Raw genomic sequence first — 16,880 nt, 5'->3', positions numbered from 1 at the left:
GGCTGTTGCCGTGACCACTCTCCCGTGGCCATCTGGCCCGGAGGCCGAGATCCCCGGCCCGCACCGTCGGGCGGTCCGCCGCCGGGGCACCCGACCGGCGGTCCGCCGCGCGAGCGGCCCGAGCCGCCCTCTGTCCCCGTGCCCTGCGCGCGATCCTCCACCGCGCCCTGCGGCTAGAACTCGATGCCCTCGAGCACCTGGCGGTGATCCCGCCACCGGCCACGGGCCCGACCGACGGGCGGCAGCAGTGGTTCGATCACCGCCCACGCAGCGTCAGAAATCTCCCCGTCTCTCACAACCGGACCAACGATCCGATGGTCGGAAAGACAACCCAGGCACCACCGCCGCCCCCGGGGCGGAGGTGCCTCGGCATGCACACACGGCACCCCGGGACGATCATCCGAACATGGCAGGTACTTCCCCACCCCCCACGCCGACCTGGGCCGTCCGCAGCGAGGCGCCCCGCCAGAAGCTGGCGCTCACAGCCATGCTCTTCGCGGTGTCGATGACCTTCATCGACCAGACCATCGTCTCGATCGCCGCCCCGAACATCACCGACGAGCTCGACCTGACCGCCTCCGGCATGCAGTGGGTCGTCAACGCGTACCTGCTCTCCCTCGCCGCGTTCTTCGCGCTCGGCGGCCGGCTCTCCGACCTGTTCGGGCACCGCCGCGTCATGCTGATCGGCACCCTGGTCTTCGTCATCTCCTCGGTGCTCTGCGGCTGTGTGCCCTCCGGCGACCTCGCCCAGACCTGGCTGATCGTCTTCCGCGCAACCCAGGGTCTCGGAGCTGCCCTGATGTTCCCGGCAGCGCTGGCCGTCGTCATCGCCGTCTTCCCCGTCGACCGTCGCGGTCGCGCCCTCGCGCTCTTCTTCGGACTCTCCGGCGCCCTCACCGCCGTCGGACCCCTGCTCGGCGGCTGGCTGACCGCGTGGACGTGGCGGGCGATCTTCTGGGTCAACGTACCGGTGGCCGTCGTCGCGATCGTGCTCGCCGTGCTCGCCCGCATCCCCGAGAGCCGCCGCCCCGAGCGCCTGGACATCGTCGGCGCCGCGCTGGTCGCCGTCGGCATGGGCCTGAGTGTGCTGGGCTTCCAGCAGGCCTCGTCCTGGGGCTGGGGCAGCGTCGCGACCTGGGCCTGCATCGTCGGCGGCCTGCTCGTCCTGGTGCTGTTCTTCGGCTACGAGCGGCGCACCGCCCACCCACTGATCGACTTCGACGTCTTCCGGGACCGGGCCTTCACCGTCGACAGTCTCGTGTTGTTCTTCGCGATGCTCGCCTTCGTACCGGTGTTCTTCTTCTCGTCCGTGTACGCCCAGGTGTCGCTCAGCGCCTCTCCGAACCAGGCCGCGCTCTTCCTGCTGTACTTCTTCATCGGCTTCGGCCTCGCATCCCAGTGGGGTGGACGGATCCTCGACAAGCGCGGCGCCCGCCCGGCCATGAAGCTCGGCTGCGCGCTCGGCGCGGTCGGGTTCTACCTCTGGGCGCAGAAGATGACCGATCTGTCGATGCACGACCAGTGGCCTTACGCGGCCATGGCGGGCGCCGGCATCGGATTCCTGCTCGCGCCGGCCTCCACCGACGCCGTCAACCGGGCTATCGACGCCTCGTACGGCGAGGTCACGGGGATCACCCAGACGGTCCGCAACTACGCGGCCGCCATCGGCATGGCCGTATTCAGCACCGTGCTGTCCCATGTCTCCACGGACCGCATCACCGCCACGCTCCAAGACCGCGGGCTGCCGCCGTCCGAAGCCTCGGCCACCGCGGAGAAGGTCGCCGAGGCGGTCACCGGTCACCCGGACGGCCAGGGTCCCGCCGGTGACGGGCCGGTAGCGAAGGCCCTGCAAGGGGCGGGGGACGCGATCCGGATGGATTTCGCGGAGGCCAACCAGTGGGTGTTCTACGGCATGGCGATCGCCCTGACCGTGGCGTTCCTGTGCTCGCTGGCCCACCCCGGGACGCGCGTCACCGTGCGCACTCCGGACAACTGACCCGCCTTCCGCGCTCAGCGCCGACCTCTTCCTCGACAGGAAGCCGTGTGGGCCGCCGCCCGATCGCTCCGTACCGTCCTCCCGCCCCGTCGTCGGACCGTTCTCGCCCCACGCTGCCGGACCGTCCTCGCCGCCACGGTGCTCGCCGCTGTGACGGCGGCCGCGCCCAGACTGCCGTCTCTTCCGGGCACCACCGCCTCCGCGGCCGCGACCCCTGCCCCCGTCACCCCTTCGGCGGCCCTCGCCCCGTCCGAAGCCTTCGATCCGGCTCCCGCCCGAGCGATCCTGAACCGCCTGCTTCCGTCCCGGGCGTCTCAGTTGCCGGGGTGCGGACGCCTGAGGTCAGCACTGCGACGTCGTCGGCGAGGGTCTGCTTCGTCCGGATCGGCGGCTGGCGCCGGGGACGGCGACTCGCCGGTGCGGCGTGGCCGGGTGTGGTCGTCACGGGCGGGGGCCCTTCGGTGGGACGGGGCGGAAGTAACCTCCGACACCGGGCCCTGCACCCCGAGGCCCGCCGACGATTTCGCACCGCACGCCATTGTGGTCACCCGCCGTACGCGCGCACCGTTTGCCCTGCGCCCGCCCCGTCGATCCTGGGCGGACCGGGACCCGCCGAGTGGATGCCGCCACTTCCGGAGGCGCACTGCCGCTACGTCAGCGAGTGGACGGCGCCGAAGCTCCGCCGGGGCCTGTCCGCGGACCAGGCCGAAGTCGACGCGCTGACGGTGTCCCCCGAGGCCTGCGAGACCACCGTCGTCCGCTACACGCCCGCGTCATAGGCCTGCTGGAGGGCTGAACGCCCTAGGCGCGCAGGTGCCCCGCACAAGATGCGGGGGCACAAGGGAGATCGGTCGGTTTGACCGGTTCGACCTACCACGGCTCACCACCGTAGCGTCGCCATAGCCGGGCACCGGCCCGGACCCACTCCCCCGAGGTCGACCCAGGCGCGACACCACGCGGGCGAGCGACAACTTCACGCTGAGGGTGACAGGCTCGTTGACGAGGGGGCTCCCGAAGTGTCCCAGACCTCGGTGACGCCCTGTTCGGTTCGGGTGTCACCCACACCTGAACTTCGTCGCCGCAATCCAACCAACCCACTACAGTCACTCACTGCGACGCGACGCACCCAACGTTGCCCCAGGCGTACACAGCGGCCGCCGCGCGGTGGAGGCCGCGCCGTGGCTGCGCGGGGGGGGGAGCGAGACGAAGAACTTTTCGGCGGTCGACACCGGTGAGATCCGCTGGACCGACAAGACCAAGTACGACCGCCGCGCGAGCACTCCCTGAAGGTCTGGAAGCACTCCGGCTCGAAGATCACGTTCGCGCCGGACGGCGCGCTGACCGTCAACGACCTTGAGTTCCGCGACTACCAGGGCTCCTCCGCCGACGGCGCGCCAGTCGCCTCCTACGCCAATGGCTCCGGTGCCGGCGCCACGGACTACGTCTCCTGCAACACCACGAAGATGGACGGCCAGGGCCGCGACTTCCAGAATGCCGCGGCCGCGAGCGCGAGATCGGCCACGCCTTGGGCCTGCGCCACAAGGCGTGCCGCTACGCCTTCCTGATGAAGGCACTGATCCAGGACCCGCCCATCACCGGCCCCCAGGCCGTCGACAAAGCCAACTACCGGAAGCTGTGGGGCTGAGATGACCAACCGCACTGGATCGTCGCCGGCGCCGCCGCGCTCGCCCTGGGCCTGTCGGGCACCGCGTACTACGTCCTGGCGCCGATGACACGGTGACAACGTCCTCCGTGTGCCTGCCGGCGACGAGCTCACCAAGGACGGGCGCCCTCCGCTTCCCCCAGCAGCTTGAGAGGGTGGTTGGGCCAGTCCAGATCGTCGTCGTTCCGAGAGTCCTGGTGGTCCTGAATCAGCGCCCTGACGATCGTGCCAGTAGCCGTTTGTTCCTCTGCGAGCATCCAGTCCACCGCCGTACCCAGCCGGGTCCTCGCCGGGTCAGCACCCGCACCTACCGCTGGTCCTCCTGAACCACCTCGATCCTCACCAGGCGATGGTCCGCCAGGGCCGCGCACCAGGCTCCCACCCGCCCCTACTTCCTGGCGAGCCTTGCAATGTGTCCGGGGCTCACCGTGCTCAGATGGAGCGGGGACCGAACGGTACGGGAGAGGCGTCGCGGATGTCCGAGGGCACTATGAGGGCGATGACGTATGAGACCTACGGTGGGACGGAGGTGCTCCGTGAGGCCCGGTTGCCGCTGCCGAAGGTCGCCCCTGGCGAGGTTCTCGTCAAGGTCCGATGTGCCGGGGTGAACCCGGTCGATTGGAAGATCATGGCGGGCGGGCTCGACAGCCTGATGGATGTCTGTCACCCGGTGGTTCCGGGTTGGGACGTGAGCGGCACCGTGGAGCGGGTCGGCATCGATGTGCCTGAGTTCGCGGTCGGCGACGAGGTGATGGCCTACGCCCGCAAGGACTGCGTGCACGGCGGTACCTTCGCCGAGTACGTCAGCGTGCCCGTACGCGCTCTCGCCGCCAAGCCGGCCTCGTTGAACTGGGCGCAGGCCGCCGGACTGCCGCTGGCCGGCCTGACTGCCTACCAGCTCCTCACACGTCTGGGGACGACCACCGACGACACCGTTCTCGTGCACGGCGCGGCCGGCGGCGTCGGGTCCCTCGGCGTGCAGCTGGCCCGGGCGCGGGGAGCGAGGGTCATCGGCACCGCCTCCCCGCGCAACCACGATCGGTTGCGAGGGTTCGGCTGCGAGCCCGTCACCTACGGGGACGGACTGACCGAACGCGTTCGTGCCCTGGCTCCGGAGGGGGTCTCGGTTGTCGCCGACTTCGTGGGCGGGGTTCTGGACACCACCCTGGCTGTTCTGGCCGAGGGCGGGCGGCATGCTTCCATCGCCGACCACACCGTCCTCGGCGCCGGCGGCCAGTGGATGTGGGTCCGCCCGGACAGCGAGGACCTCGCGGCTCTGGGCAGGCTCGCGGACCAGGGCAGCCTCACGGTCGATGTCGCCGCGATGTTCCCGCTCTCCGAACTCGCCGCGGCCTTCACCCTCAGCCAGGAAGGCCGCACCTCGGGGAAGATCGTCATCGAGGTCTGACCCCGGACCGAGAACCCGGGTCGACGAGCCCGGAAGCAGACACCCATTCCAGGGCGCGGTGGTCGCGGCCCGGCCCTGGTCGAAGGCTCTGCCAGAACATGACCCTGCAGCTCGTCGCCTACGCCGGGCAGTACCTGATCGCGGTCTCCAACGAGGAGTGACCCACTCCGAGGAGGACAGCGCCTCCTCTGGCAAAGAGTCTCCTTGACGGTCTCCTGGTCGCTCGCGACGGCGCTCCATCCGGTCTGGTCGAGCAGGCGAGCCATCGGCTCCATGGCGTTCGCCGGGCCACGTCATGGTGAGGCGACTGCTGCTCGAAGGGGCCCGGCGTCGGCCGCGCCGCGGGCGTGCGGCTGCCCGGCCCGGTGCTCGCCACTCCGAGCCAGGGGGTGAACCCGACGAGCAGCGGCCCGAGGGCGAGGGCGATGAGAAGAGGGGAACGGCGCAGTGCTCCGGCATGGGCTCTGACACGCCTGGGCTGCAATCGGGCCTCCTGGGCGAACCGTGAACACTTCGGGCCCTGAGAACAAGGGCCAAGGCAGCGCAACTCGACTACGGAAGGGAGGAGTTGTCCGCCATGAAGCGCTCCGGCCCGATGTGAGGAGGCGTGACCAGGAACCACTGACCGGGAATGTGGCGGCCGGACGGTCGACCCCGGCGATCCCGGTCTCCTCCTGGCATCTCAGTGGCTCCGAAGTGGGCCTCGATGGAGTTGACCCAGGACGCGTAGGTCGGTGTGACGTACGCCCGGCCTTGTTGCGCGTCGCCCACCTGCGGCTCGTCCAGTTTCAGGTGGGCGGAGAGGCCGTCGCGGAACGTGCGGTCCGGACGCTCGTGGGGCGCGTACTCGATCCGCTCTGGTCAGGCTGGACCGGGGGCAGGTCGAGGGTGGCGGTCGCGCCTGCGCCGGGAGCGTTGGCGAAGGTCAGTCGGGCCCCGAGGACACCGGCCTGCCCCAGTGCGATGGTGAGTCCGAGGCCGTGGCCGCGTCCCCGTGCGGAGGTTCCCGTGCGGAAGCGCTGTGGTCCTTCCTCGAGGAGCGTGGCGGGAAAGCCTGGCCCGTGGTCCCGTACGGCGATCCGGGTGCCTGTGACGGTGACCTCGACGGGGACTGCTCCGTGCCGGTGGGCGTTGGTCACCAGGTTGACCACGATCCGTTCCACCCTTCGCGGGTCGGTCTCCACCACCTGGGCGTCCCTGGTCGTGACGAGGGTCTGCGTCCCGGTCCGGCGCACGACGTCGGCGACCAGATCCCCCAGTGGTACGACGTCGGTACGGGCCCGTTCGGCCCCGGCGTCGAGCCGGGAGATCTCCAGGAGGTCCTCGACCAGACCCTTCAGTGCCGAGGCCCGGTCGCGTACGAGTTCAGCCGCTTCGTCGTCCTGCGGGAGCAGTTCCGCGGCGGTGGACAGGCCCATCAACGGGGTGCGCAGTTCATGGGCGACGTCTGCGGTGAATCGCCGCTCGTTCTCCAGCTTGCGCTGCAGGGTTTCGGCCATCACGTCCATGGCGGCCGACATCTCGGTGATCTCGTCACGGGCCCGGCCGCGGGGGCCGATCCGCGCGTCGAGGGCACCGTCGGCGATGGCCCGGGCGGTGCGGGAACCGTGGCGCAGCCGGCGGTTCATCGGCTCGGTGGCCAGGGCGGCGAGCGGCACGATGACCGCGAGGGCGGCCAGCACGGCTTTGATGATGCTGCGGTCCAGAAGCTGGAGGCTGCGTACCTCGGTACTCATGTCCGTCCGGGCGACGAGTACGCGGTTGCCCTCGACGGGCATGGCTGCCCATAGCCAGTACCAGTTGGGGGGCTTTTGGTCGTACCAGGTCGCGTACAGATCGTTCGGGTTCTTGGCGGCCAGGGCGTGTGCGAGGGGCGCGTCCAGCTGCTGAGGGGTACGGATCTCGATGTCGATGGGCGCGGTGCCCGTGCGGGCGTATTCGCGCTCTGCGGCGGTCAGGCGGGCGGCGACGCGTTGTTCGCCGGTCCGGTCACCGCGTTCGGATATGGCTTGGTGGACGAGTACGCCGATCACCGCGGCCACCGCGCAGCAGGCGGTCGCGGTCAGGGCTGCGATCTTCCAGCGCAGGGCGCGTGGGTTGAGGAGTGCCATGTGCCGGGTCGGCCTCTCAGTCGCGGACGAGTTTGTAGCCGAAGCCGCGGACGGTCTCGATCCGGCCGGTTCCGATCTTCTTGCGCAGGCGTAGTACGCACAGGTCCACGACCCGGGTGTCGCCTTCCCAGCCGTAGTCCCAGACGTCGCGGAGCAGCCGTCGGCGGTCCAGCACGGTGCCGGGTGCCGCGGCGAACTCGAGGAGGAGGCGCAGTTCGGTGGGGGTCAGCGGCACGGGCCGGCCGTCGCGGTGTACTTCCAGACCGATGGTGTTGACGGTCAGGTCGCCGAAGACCAGCACTCCGGGGGTCACCGCGCCGGCTTGGTCCGTGCGTGCGTGGGTGTCCGTGGGGCGGGTGGGCGGCTTCCCTGCTTGTTGGGGTGGCTGGAAGCTCGCGCGCCGCAGCAGCATGCGGATGCGGGCGACGAGGACGGCGGTGTCGACGGGTTTGACGACGTAGTCGTCGGCGCCCGCTTCCAGGCCTGCGACGACGTCGAGGGCGTCGCCTCGCGCGGACATCATCAGGATCGGTACCGAGCTCTCCTCTCGGATCCGCCGGCACAGCCCGATGCCGTCGAGTTCGGGCAGCATGACGTCCAGGATCAGCAGATCATGAGTGCCGGCCCGGAAGACCTCCAGGCCGGCGAGTCCGTCCGCGGCCACCGTGACCTGATAGCCGTAGCGCTCCAGGAAAAGCTGGACGGCGCGGCGGATGACGGCGTCGTCCTCGACCACGAGGACGCTGACGGGACCTGATACGGGGATGACCGACATGCCACCTGTCTATTCATGCGCGATCATATGTTTCGTCATCTTAGTCACCTGCTCGGGCGGTCCGGTCACAGCCGCAGCGAGGCTGCGACGGGGAGGTGGTCGCTGCCGGTGGCCGGCAGCGACCAGGAGGAGGCGGGGCTCACTCCCCTGACGAGGATCTGGTCGATGCGTACCAGCGGGGTCGATGCCGGCCAGGTGAAGCCGAAGCCGGCACCCGCTTCCCTCTGCGCGGAGCGCAACTGCGAGGTCAGCGGCTTCAGCGCGGTGTCCTCGCTCGTCCCGTTGAAGTCGCCCATCACCACGACGCGGGGTAGCTGCTCCGCAGCCACGGCCTCGGCGAGGTTCCTTCCCGCCTCGTTGCGGCGGGCGGTGGCGAAGCCGGTGGTCGGGGTGACACGTACCGACGCGAGGTGAGCGGCGAATACGGCGACGGGGCCTTTCGGGGTGTCGACCGTGGCCCGTACCGCACGGGTCCAGGGCATGATCGGCACTGGTTCCACACGGTGCAGCGGGTACGTGCTCCACAGTCCGATGCCGAGGTGCACCGAGTGGTACGGGTGACTTGCGGCCAGCTCACGCTCGTACACCGGTGTGGCCTTCGCGGACAGCTCTTCGAGGGCGAGCACGTGCGCCCCGGACCGGGCGAGGGCACGCGCGGTGCGCCCGGGCTCCCGGTTCGCCTCGTCCACGTTGTGCGTGAGCACGATCAGGTCTCCGCCGGCGGAGCTCTTGTCGACGACTGCACCCCCGAAGAGAGAGACCCAGACGACCGCGGGCGCGACGACGGCGACGGCCGCGAGCCGGGAACGTCGAACCGCCGCCAGTGTGAGCAGGACCGGGACGCTCAAGCCTGCCCACGGCAGGAACGTCTGGAACAGGCTGCCGAGCTGGCCGACCTCGTTGGGAATCTGGGCGTGCAGCATCATCAGCAGGGCTCCGCCCAGTGCCGAGGCGGCGATCAGCCGGCCGCGACGGCCCGCGGGGACGCAGCCTGCGCGCGACCGTGCACCGTCCCGGGGCAGGTCGGCGGGCACCGCCCGGGTGGCGGCATCGGGGCGGTGGGGAGTACTCAGCATGACAACGGCCTCCTGCCTCACGTACACCGGCGATCGGGTACGGGCACACAGTCGCGTGACCACGCTTCCAGCCGGTCCGAGCACCGCTTCGAACGCCCCACGGCTGTGTTTCAAGTGGGTATCGACGCAAGCTCGCCCCCGGCCCGGCCACCGGAGGCGGCCCTGGCCCCGGTCCCGGCCCCGGTTCCGGGCACGGTCTGATCCGGCTCCTGGCTGCCGCGTCGAGAGCCCGCTTGCGCGCGGTGCCGGGATCGCGTTCCGCCTGCCCGGCTCCCCCACCGATGCGAACCGGAGACGCTGCTGTCCCTGCGCGAAGCGGTGGATTCGGCTTCGCCCGCACTGGTCGAGGCACTCCTGGACGGCAGGATCCGGAACACGTACAACAGGTCCGAGCTCCTGGACATGAGGGATCTCGCACGCCGTTGGCACGGGAGGGGGGCGAAACCGCATCGCGGCGACTCACGGGCTCCCAGGGCGCTCTTGCACGTACCCGGGTTCAGGACGACGACTACGGCGTCGACGAGTACGTGCTCGGCGGCAGGACCGTTCGCGACGGGCACGCGGAGATCCTCAGTCGCTTGGAGGAACTGCCGGGTGTCCGCACCTCCTCCAAGGAGCTGATGGCTCGTGCCATGAACCACCACTCGGACCACCCGGCATGGGGCAATGCCACCATCCTGCTGGCCGGCCGTCGCAACGGGAGACCTCACGGTCCTCACCGAAGTACTGGTCGCGCTCGGGGAGCACCCCGATCCCCGGGCCGACGCGGCCCTCCTGGCCTATGGCGACCGCTCTGACGCCGGGGTCTGCTTGTACCGATGACGGACGTGGACGCGGTGATACGGCGGAGCGCCTGCCTCACGGTTGCCGAGGGCAGGGACCGCGATGTCGTCTTCGCCGACGCCATGGCCGCGTTGCTGGACGACGCGGACCGACCGCCGAGTCCGGCTCGTCGCCGTGTACGGGCTCGCTCTTCACGACCACGAGCGGTGTGTGGAGGGGGCGCGTCGGCTTCCCCAGGCGCCGCCCGGCACTCCGTACGAGCACGAACTCGACGCGGTGTGTCGATACGAACTGCGCTGCAAGGGCCGTTGACGCCCCCGCCTGGGCGCGGGCCTCATATACGGGGTGGGGAAGCCGGAGCCCGTGCTCGCAGCGTGGCCGTGCAGTTGATGCGGGCTCGGGGAGGCCGGGTGCCGCGCGGGAGGAGTCCGGCGGCGCCGGCGTTGTCGGTCCCCGGTGCTAGCGTCGCGATCATGGCAAACCGTTCGTATCTCTACTCCGCAGACTCGATGCCGGACGATGCAGGCATCCCTCAGCAGATCCGATGCGTATCCGAGCACAACGGGGACATCCCGCTCGCGCACAAGCTCATGGTGGGGCGCGGAACGACCATCGTCCCGTCCATGATCTGGAACCCTCCGATCGGCATCGCCGCGGACTACGCCGGCGGCGCGGGCCTGCTCCGCGACCTCCTGCGCGTGGTCGGCAAGGGTCTCGAGGACGACGCCGACTTCGCCGCATGCGTTGCCCGGACCACGGCGCACCTCGAGAAGCAGCAGGCGAAGTACTTCGTCCTTGAGACCGGGGAGATCGTCTCCATGACGGGCGACGATCCGGCAGCGAGCGTGCGGCATCTGGCGTCCGAGGACATCCCCGACGCCGTCGCCAGGGCGGAGGCCGCGATCGCCGGCCAGAACGACGACTGGCTGGCCTCGGTGCGGGCCGACTGGGAGAGGCACTTCGCGTCCTTCTACAGCGAGGTGCTCTACTTCTCCTTCCCCAACTGACCTCCGACGGCACGGTGCCGGACGGCCCAGGCCACAGGCCGTCCCCGTGCCTGCGTCAGGGTGCGGACGACCTCTCCTGACACGAACCGCCGCACCGGATTCGCAGCGAGGGGCACGCCAGGCAGGTCGACGGAGCCGGCGCGGCGTTCTTGCACGCCGTCGGTGGAGAGCACCGGTCCGTCACCGGGTGGCACGACTCCCCCGCGGCCCGTCAGTTCGGTCAGTCGAGCGGCGGCAGGAGGGGGAGGCGGACGGCGAGGAATTTCGGGGCCATCTCGCGGTAGCTGTCGGTGGCCAGTTCGGTGAGTTCGGTCCAGTCGGTGTGGTCACCGAGGACGGCAACGACGACGTTGTGGCCCCAGTCGGCGCGGCGGAAGGGGATCCCGGGGGCGGTCAGGCCGAGGAGGTCGTCGGCGGGTATCCGAAAGGTCATCACGACCGGGCCCTGATCCGCGGTCGTGTACGCGGCGTAGGCCGGGGAGCGTTCCACGTCCGTGGTGCGGACATGGGCGAACGTGCGTGTGCGGATGCGCCGGCGCATGCCGATCCAGGCCGGTTCCTCGTACGACTCGGGCAGCGGTCTGCATGGGGATTGGCTGCGGTCCGGTCGACCAGCCTTGTCAGCTCGCCGTGGCGCAGTAGAGGAGGCGTTCCATCGTTGCCACCGGCAGTGCGGGGTCCGGGACTGCTGCGTGGACGAGCCTGGGGGTCCGGGTTCGTGAGCAGGCCCTCGATGACGTCCGGTGGTGAGGCCGGGTGGGACGCGATCGGACGGAGCGCCTTGCGCGCGGGTCCGGTGTCCCATGCCATCCGGCGGAGCGGCTGGGCGGGGCAGACAGGGTTGTGAGCGATGGCGCCGTCCACATCCCTCACCTGCCTCTGAACGGACCCGTCACCCTCGTCGTGCGGGTGGAGCGCCGGGACCGGCGAAGGGTGTGACGCCGCCGGAATTCGGATCCGGGATTCCCGCTGGGGCGGACCGGCGGGTGTCCTGGGCCGCCGGCTGACGGCACCACGCTCGCGCGCGGATGCTCCTGCTCCGCGAGCGTGGTTCCGTCAGCCGGTGACCCTGCCGAACAGGTGGTTGGCAGGGGCGTCGGGGTCGTTGCCGTAGAAGAACTCCGTGACCGCTCGGTGGAACTCGGCGCGGTCCAGCGCACCGGAGCCGTCCTGGTCCAGAGCGGCGAAGACCGCGGCGCAGTCCTCGCCGGGGACTCCGGCGACCGCGTCGAACATCTGCTGGAACTCGGCTCGGTCGATCTTGCCGTCTCCGTTGAGGTCGACCAGGTCGAAGAAGCAGTTGGTCACCGGCTCGATCTGCTGCGGGTACAGGGCGGGGTCGGTCAGGACCCGCCTGAACCCTTCGGTCATCTCGCGCAGATCGACCTTCCCGTCGCCGTCCTGGTCCATGGGGGCGATCACGTTGGTCCAGAACCCGTCCATCCCATCAGTGAGCATACGGGCGGTCTCCGAGTCCGGCGCGGCGCCACGGGCGCCGATGTAGCGCTCGCTCCATGCGGACGTCTCGTTGGGTGATGAACCCGTCGCCGTCGACGTCGGCGCCCCTGAACCACTGGCCGTACTTGAGGTCTTGAAGTGCAGTCACGACCACGTACGGTATTCAGTCCGTCACTCAGACACAAACGGGCTTGTGGAGGGCCTCTCGGCGGCCCGGGCCGGTGTCAGTGTTCGAGGTCTGGGGGTGAGAACGCCTGTACCTCGGGAAGGGGGTCGTCGTAGCGCTCGACGTCGACCAGTGCGCTGAGCGCACTCGGGCCCTGGGACAGGCGTGAGCACGGTCGATCGGCCGTGAGAACGTTCGGGTTGCCGTGGCGGTCCAGTGTTCCGCTCAGGCCCGGCCGGACCGGGTCCCACCATGCTCCCGTGGCCAGTTGTACGACGCCCGGCATGACGTCGTCCGACAGAACCGCGCCCGCGAGACAGCTGCCCCGATCGTTGTGGACGCGGACGACCATGCCGTTCTCGATGCCACGCGACGCGGCGTCCGAGGGGTTGATCGTCACGGGTTCACGGTCGCGGATCTTCGAGCTGAGGCTGTGCCCGCCGTTGTCGTACTGGCTGTGCAGGCGTGAGGCGGGCTGGTTGGAGATCAGGTGCAGCGGGAACCGGGCCGACAGGTCGGCATGGAGCCACTCCACCGGCTCGTACCACGTCGGATGCCCGGCGCAGTCGTCGTAGCCGAACGAGTCGATCTTCTCGGAGAAGATCTCGATCCGTCCCGACGGAGTCGGCAGGGGGAATCGCTGTGGATCGGAGCGGAGTGCCTCGAAGCTGCCGGGGAACGGTCCGGTCAACGGCGGCAGCTGTGCGGTGGAGTTCCGCCAGAACTCGTCGAATCCCGGCAGGGCGGCATCGCCGCCGAGCTCGGTCCTCGTCTGCTCGTAGAGGTGCCGGACCCATTCGAGCTCGGAACGCGACTGGGTGAACTCCTGCTCGTATCCGAGCCGGGAGGCCAGGGTGGCGAAGATGTGGTGGTCGGTGCGCGACTCGCCCTCCGGCTCGCGGACTTTCGGCATCGCCACGAGGTGGGGGTCGGAGAATCCGGCGGCGAAGTCGTCGCGCTCCAAGGTGGTGGCGACGGGCAGGACGATGTCGGCGAACTTGGCCGTGGTGTTCCACCAGGCTTCGTGGACCACCACCGTGTCGGGGATCTGCCAGGCGCGGGTCAATCGATGCAGGTCCTGGTGGTGGTGGAACGGGTTGCCTCCGCACCAGTAGATCAGGCGGAGTTCGGGCAGTGCGAGGCGCCGGCCGTCGTAGTCGATGGTCTTCCCCGGGTGCAGCAGGGTGTCGGCGATCCTTGCGACCGGGATGAAGTCCGCGACGGCGTTGGGGGCCTTGGGCACTGCCGCCACGGAGGGGCGGCCCGGGGCGACGCCGGTCGCGTCCATCGTCGCGTAGCCCGCGCCCCAGCCGCAGCCGGGGCGGCCCATGGAGCCCGCCATGGCGGCCAGTACGACGGACATCCAGATCGGTTGTTCGCCGTGGTCCGCCCGTTGCACCGCGTAGTTGACCATGATGAGGGAACGCTGCGTGGCCAGGCGGCGGGCGAGGTCGGTGATCGTGTCGCGGCTGATGCCCGTGATCTCCGCCGCCCAGGCGGCGTCCTTGGGGATGCCGTCGAACTCGCCGCCGAGGTAGGAGGCGAAGCGGTCGAAGCCGACGCAGCACCGGCGGAGGAAGTCCTCGTCGTGCCAACCGTTGACGAGCATCGTGTGGGCGATGCCGAGCATCGCGGCGGTGTCGGTGTTGGGGACGACGGGCAGCCACTCGGCGTCGAGGAAGCCGGCGACGTCGCTGCGGATGGGGCTGACGTTGACGAACCGCACCCCGGCGTCACGGCACCGGCGCTGCAGGTCCCGCGTCTGGTGCCTGGCCAGCCCGCCGGGGTTGATCTGGCTGTTCTTGAGGGCCAGCCCTCCGAACGCCACCACGAGCTCGCAGTTCTCGGCGATCTCGTCCCACATCGGCATCCGGGACTGGTAGCTCCACGGATGCCCGCCGATCACATGGGGAAGGATGACCTCCAAGGCCGCGGTGCTGTACGTGTTGCGGGAGTCGGTGTATCCCCCGCCCAGCGCCAGAAACCGCTGGAGCTGGCTTTGTGCGTTGTGGAAGCCGCCGGCACTTGCCCAGCCGTAGGAGCCGCCGAACACGGCGCTGTCTCCGTGCTGGGAACGAACGCGGTGCAGTTCATCGCTCACCAGTGTGATCGCGTCGTCCCAGCTCACCTCGACGAAGGCGTCCGCGCCTCTGGCCGTGTCGTGGACGCGCGGCAGGCCGTTCAGCCAGCCTTTGCGCACCGCGGGGCGCAGCACGCGGGCGCTGTCGTCGGCGGCTTTCACCATTCCGGGGCCGATGGGTGACGGAGCCGGGTCGTCGCCCCTCGGCTCGATGCGCACCAGCCGGCCGGAATCGACCACCGCGATGAAACTGCCCCAGTGCGTCGCAACCGACATGCGTCGTTCCATGTGCGTCGACTCCGTCCCTGAAGTTCCGCTGCTCCCGGACAACGGACGTCGGTCGGCGGTCCGCGGGACAGACACTTCCCCTGCGGTCTCCCGCTCAACCCCGCCGGTGGGCGCGACGCAGGACTGCGATCATTGAGAACCATGAACTGCTCAGGAAATTCCGAGCGTTCACGGTGCGTCCCGCGAGTGGGGCGGAGGCGGACGCGCTGATGGAGATCGACGCAGTAGCTGCCGGAGGGGACGCCGGGCGGCAAGCGAGTATCCGGAGGTGGTGCGGGCAGGGGCTGGTGGTCGTGGCGGAGGACGCGTCCGGCCTGCTCGGGTCCTGCGTGGTCGAGTACACGTTCTTCGAGTACGGCTTCGTCACGGTGGTGATGGTGGCCCCCTCGGCACGCGGAAGAGGTGTGGGGCTGCGGTTGCCGGACGCCGCGGCGGACTCGTGCATGACCTCGAAGCTGTTCACCTCGGCCAACGTCTCCAACCAGCCGATGCAGCGATTGCTCCGGCGAGCCGGCTGGGACTCGGTCGGCCTCGTCCACGGCCTCGACGAGGGCGACCCCGAGGTGTTCTATCTCCGCCGGACGCCGGCCGGGTAGCCGCTCGGCGCAGAGGCGCCGGCCATTCGTTCGACGTGACCGGGGGTTCCTCGCGTCGTCGTGGATCAGAAGTGGGTGGCGATGCCGAAGGCGCGGCGGAGTTGGGCCATGTCGTGGCGGTCGGTCGCGTTCCGAGGGCTCGTAGCCCTGGTGGAACCTCTGAGGCCACTGCCCGTGGGCCTCGACGGGCTGCGGCAGGACCGCATCCTGGAGGATGCCCTCGCAAGCGGCGCGGCCCCTCTCCACCTCGCACACGTCTTCTCGATCGGCGCCAAGACAAGCCTCCGCTACACAACCGCCGTCGCCACCTCGGCCGCCGAACTCGACCCGCGCACCCCGTGAAACGGCGGTGTGTCTTTGTCCCGCTTGGCTAGCCGATGAGGACCTCGGTGATCTGACGGGTGGTTTGCGCGGCGACCCGGGGGTTGACGGCGGCGTAGTGGGTGTAGGCGTTCAGGGCCGTGGCCAGCGCCCAGCCGCGGCCCCGGATCCAGGTGGCGTCGTCCACGCCGAGCGCGGCGCGGAAAGCGGCCCGGCTCCGGGCCGACATCAGGGTGAAGGCGATCATCAGGTCGCAGGCCGGGTCGCCGATGCCGAGTCCGCCGAAGTCGATGACTGCGCTGAGGCGGCCGGCGACGGTCAGCAGGTTGCCGGTGTGGAAGTCGCCGTGGAACCAGACCGGTGGGCCGTCCCAATCGGGGGCGCTCAGCGCCGCCTCCCACAGCTCGGTCATGGCAGCGGCGTCGAACGGGCCGTCGACCTCCGCGATGGCGGCCCGCGTAGCCCGGTCCCGAGCAACCAGCGGCCGCGCGGTGAGGTCCTCGCGGGCGTTCTGGGCAGAGATCTCCCCGGGCTCGAACCGTTGGAGAGCCGTCAGGAACCCGGCCAGTTCGACAGCGGCCTCGGACGAATCGCCCAGTGCCTCTGCAGTCGCCACCTCGCCGTCCAGCCAGCGGGAGACCGACCAAGGCCACGGATAACCAAAGCCGGGCTCCCCCACCCCCACTGGCACGGGGACGGCCAGTGGCAGGTGCGGGGCGAGCCGTGGCAGCCACTCGGACTCCTTCCGGGCCTGCCTGATGGCACCGGCATGGCGGGGCAGCCGTACGGACAACCCCTCGCCCATCCGGTAGATCACATGGTCCGAGCCGGCCAGGTCCAGCAACTCCAAGGGCAGCTCGGCCCACTGCGGGAACTGCGTATCGACCAGGCGCCTGACCAGCTCGGCATCAAACGCGGGACTGGCGTCTGTGACTCTCCCGGGTGTCAAGAGCAGCTCCTGCAGTCGGCCCGCCCCGTGCGGCAGGCAGTTGGAGCCATCACAGTGCGCCGCGGGGCGCCTGTCGACCGGATTTCCCCATCGTCGTCACCGCTGCGGGACACTCCGCGCGCCGGTTCCTCAAAGCCGGCCCAGCGCGCCCCTATGAACCCACGGATCCATCCCTGGAAACGCCTGCAACGAACGCCCCGGCT

At 70.0% G+C, this 16,880-nt stretch carries 13 protein-coding genes and 1 pseudogene; 6 read left to right on the top strand and 8 right to left on the bottom strand.

Translation table 11 applies throughout. The features are described from left to right. Nucleotides 1-182: 182 nt before the first annotated feature. Nucleotides 183-311, bottom strand: a pseudogene (locus DEJ46_RS38810) (IS5/IS1182 family transposase); the annotation flags it as partial. Between the two features lie 95 nt (nt 312-406). Here DEJ46_RS38810 and DEJ46_RS38805 point away from each other — a divergent pair. The 3 genes from DEJ46_RS38805 (at nt 407) to DEJ46_RS38800 (ending at nt 5,067) form a co-directional block, all read left to right on the top strand. Beyond that, nucleotides 407-1,996: an MFS transporter gene (locus tag DEJ46_RS38805; RefSeq protein ID WP_150273922.1), complete on the top strand. Its 1,590-nt coding sequence runs from the start codon at nt 407-409 to the stop codon at nt 1,994-1,996. Between the two features lie 620 nt (nt 1,997-2,616). Further along, nucleotides 2,617-2,775 carry a hypothetical protein gene (locus DEJ46_RS39465; protein ID WP_190623129.1) on the top strand — a complete coding sequence of 53 codons (159 nt, stop codon included), beginning with the start codon at nt 2,617-2,619 and terminating at the stop codon, nt 2,773-2,775. 1,374 nt (nt 2,776-4,149) lie between these two features. Then, nucleotides 4,150-5,067, top strand: a complete 918-nt coding sequence (locus DEJ46_RS38800; RefSeq protein WP_190623336.1) for an NADP-dependent oxidoreductase — start codon at nt 4,150-4,152, stop codon at nt 5,065-5,067. A gap of 788 nt (nt 5,068-5,855) precedes the next feature. Here the strand turns inward: DEJ46_RS38800 and DEJ46_RS38795 are convergent. The 3 genes from DEJ46_RS38795 to DEJ46_RS38785 all read right to left on the bottom strand — a co-directional run bounded on the left by DEJ46_RS38795 (nt 5,856) and on the right by DEJ46_RS38785 (nt 9,029). Next, the gene (locus tag DEJ46_RS38795; protein WP_150273918.1) at nt 5,856-7,178 is read right to left on the bottom strand and encodes a sensor histidine kinase; all 1,323 of its coding nucleotides are present in this window, start codon (nt 7,176-7,178) and stop codon (nt 5,856-5,858) included. A gap of 16 nt (nt 7,179-7,194) precedes the next feature. Then, nucleotides 7,195-7,953, bottom strand: a complete 759-nt coding sequence (cseB, locus tag DEJ46_RS38790) for a two-component system response regulator CseB (RefSeq protein ID WP_150273916.1) — start codon at nt 7,951-7,953, stop codon at nt 7,195-7,197. Between the two features lie 65 nt (nt 7,954-8,018). Further along, a complete protein-coding gene (locus tag DEJ46_RS38785) occupies nt 8,019-9,029 on the bottom strand; it encodes an endonuclease/exonuclease/phosphatase family protein (RefSeq protein ID WP_223835415.1) in 1,011 nt (336 codons plus the stop codon). Between the two features lie 1,256 nt (nt 9,030-10,285). On the opposite strand from DEJ46_RS38785, the gene DEJ46_RS38780 reads away from it, so the two are divergent. Next, complete coding sequence (locus tag DEJ46_RS38780; RefSeq protein WP_150273915.1) at nt 10,286-10,819, top strand: hypothetical protein; 534 nt, start codon at nt 10,286-10,288, stop codon at nt 10,817-10,819. A 220-nt stretch (nt 10,820-11,039) separates the two neighbouring features. On the opposite strand, the gene DEJ46_RS38770 is transcribed toward DEJ46_RS38780, so the two are convergent. The 3 genes from DEJ46_RS38770 to DEJ46_RS38760 form a co-directional block, all read right to left on the bottom strand. Beyond that, the gene (locus tag DEJ46_RS38770) at nt 11,040-11,360 is read right to left on the bottom strand and encodes an MmcQ/YjbR family DNA-binding protein (protein WP_190623127.1); all 321 of its coding nucleotides are present in this window, start codon (nt 11,358-11,360) and stop codon (nt 11,040-11,042) included. A 515-nt stretch (nt 11,361-11,875) separates the two neighbouring features. Then, the gene (locus tag DEJ46_RS38765) at nt 11,876-12,262 is read right to left on the bottom strand and encodes an EF-hand domain-containing protein (RefSeq protein WP_223835414.1); all 387 of its coding nucleotides are present in this window, start codon (nt 12,260-12,262) and stop codon (nt 11,876-11,878) included. A 239-nt stretch (nt 12,263-12,501) separates the two neighbouring features. After that, a complete protein-coding gene (locus DEJ46_RS38760) occupies nt 12,502-14,799 on the bottom strand; it encodes a molybdopterin-dependent oxidoreductase (RefSeq protein ID WP_223835413.1) in 2,298 nt (765 codons plus the stop codon). 221 nt (nt 14,800-15,020) lie between these two features. Here DEJ46_RS38760 and DEJ46_RS38755 point away from each other — a divergent pair, with 221 nt between their 5' ends. Continuing rightward, the gene (locus DEJ46_RS38755) at nt 15,021-15,407 is read left to right on the top strand and encodes a GNAT family N-acetyltransferase (RefSeq protein ID WP_150273909.1); all 387 of its coding nucleotides are present in this window, start codon (nt 15,021-15,023) and stop codon (nt 15,405-15,407) included. Nucleotides 15,408-15,557: 150 nt separating this feature from the next. Next, nucleotides 15,558-15,749, top strand: a complete 192-nt coding sequence (locus tag DEJ46_RS39460) for a hypothetical protein (protein ID WP_190623125.1) — start codon at nt 15,558-15,560, stop codon at nt 15,747-15,749. Between the two features lie 28 nt (nt 15,750-15,777). Here DEJ46_RS39460 and DEJ46_RS38745 read toward each other — a convergent pair whose 3' ends face one another. Further along, entirely contained in the window at nt 15,778-16,677 is a 900-nt protein-coding gene (locus DEJ46_RS38745; protein ID WP_150273907.1) for an aminoglycoside phosphotransferase family protein, read from the bottom strand. Nucleotides 16,678-16,880: the final 203 nt, after the last annotated feature.

Source organism: Streptomyces venezuelae (genome assembly GCF_008642375.1).
Lineage (GTDB): Bacteria > Actinomycetota > Actinomycetes > Streptomycetales > Streptomycetaceae > Streptomyces > Streptomyces venezuelae_G.
This window is presented reverse-complemented; position numbering and strand designations above follow the sequence as displayed.

Bases quoted from the DNA above. Each gene is read 5' to 3' on its own strand.
- DEJ46_RS38805 (WP_150273922.1), top strand. From the start codon at position 407: ATGGCAGGTACTTCCCCACCCCCCACGCCGACCTGGGCCGTCCGCAGC.
- DEJ46_RS39465 (WP_190623129.1), top strand. From the start codon at position 2,617: ATGCCGCCACTTCCGGAGGCGCACTGCCGCTACGTCAGCGAGTGGACG.
- DEJ46_RS38800 (WP_190623336.1), top strand. From the start codon at position 4,150: ATGAGGGCGATGACGTATGAGACCTACGGTGGGACGGAGGTGCTCCGT.
- DEJ46_RS38795 (WP_150273918.1), bottom strand. From the start codon at position 7,178: ATGGCACTCCTCAACCCACGCGCCCTGCGCTGGAAGATCGCAGCCCTG.
- cseB (WP_150273916.1), bottom strand. From the start codon at position 7,953: ATGTCGGTCATCCCCGTATCAGGTCCCGTCAGCGTCCTCGTGGTCGAG.
- DEJ46_RS38785 (WP_223835415.1), bottom strand. From the start codon at position 9,029: ATGCTGAGTACTCCCCACCGCCCCGATGCCGCCACCCGGGCGGTGCCC.
- DEJ46_RS38780 (WP_150273915.1), top strand. From the start codon at position 10,286: ATGGCAAACCGTTCGTATCTCTACTCCGCAGACTCGATGCCGGACGAT.
- DEJ46_RS38770 (WP_190623127.1), bottom strand. From the start codon at position 11,360: ATGCGCCGGCGCATCCGCACACGCACGTTCGCCCATGTCCGCACCACG.
- DEJ46_RS38765 (WP_223835414.1), bottom strand. From the start codon at position 12,262: ATGGACGGGTTCTGGACCAACGTGATCGCCCCCATGGACCAGGACGGC.
- DEJ46_RS38760 (WP_223835413.1), bottom strand. From the start codon at position 14,799: ATGTCGGTTGCGACGCACTGGGGCAGTTTCATCGCGGTGGTCGATTCC.
- DEJ46_RS38755 (WP_150273909.1), top strand. From the start codon at position 15,021: ATGGAGATCGACGCAGTAGCTGCCGGAGGGGACGCCGGGCGGCAAGCG.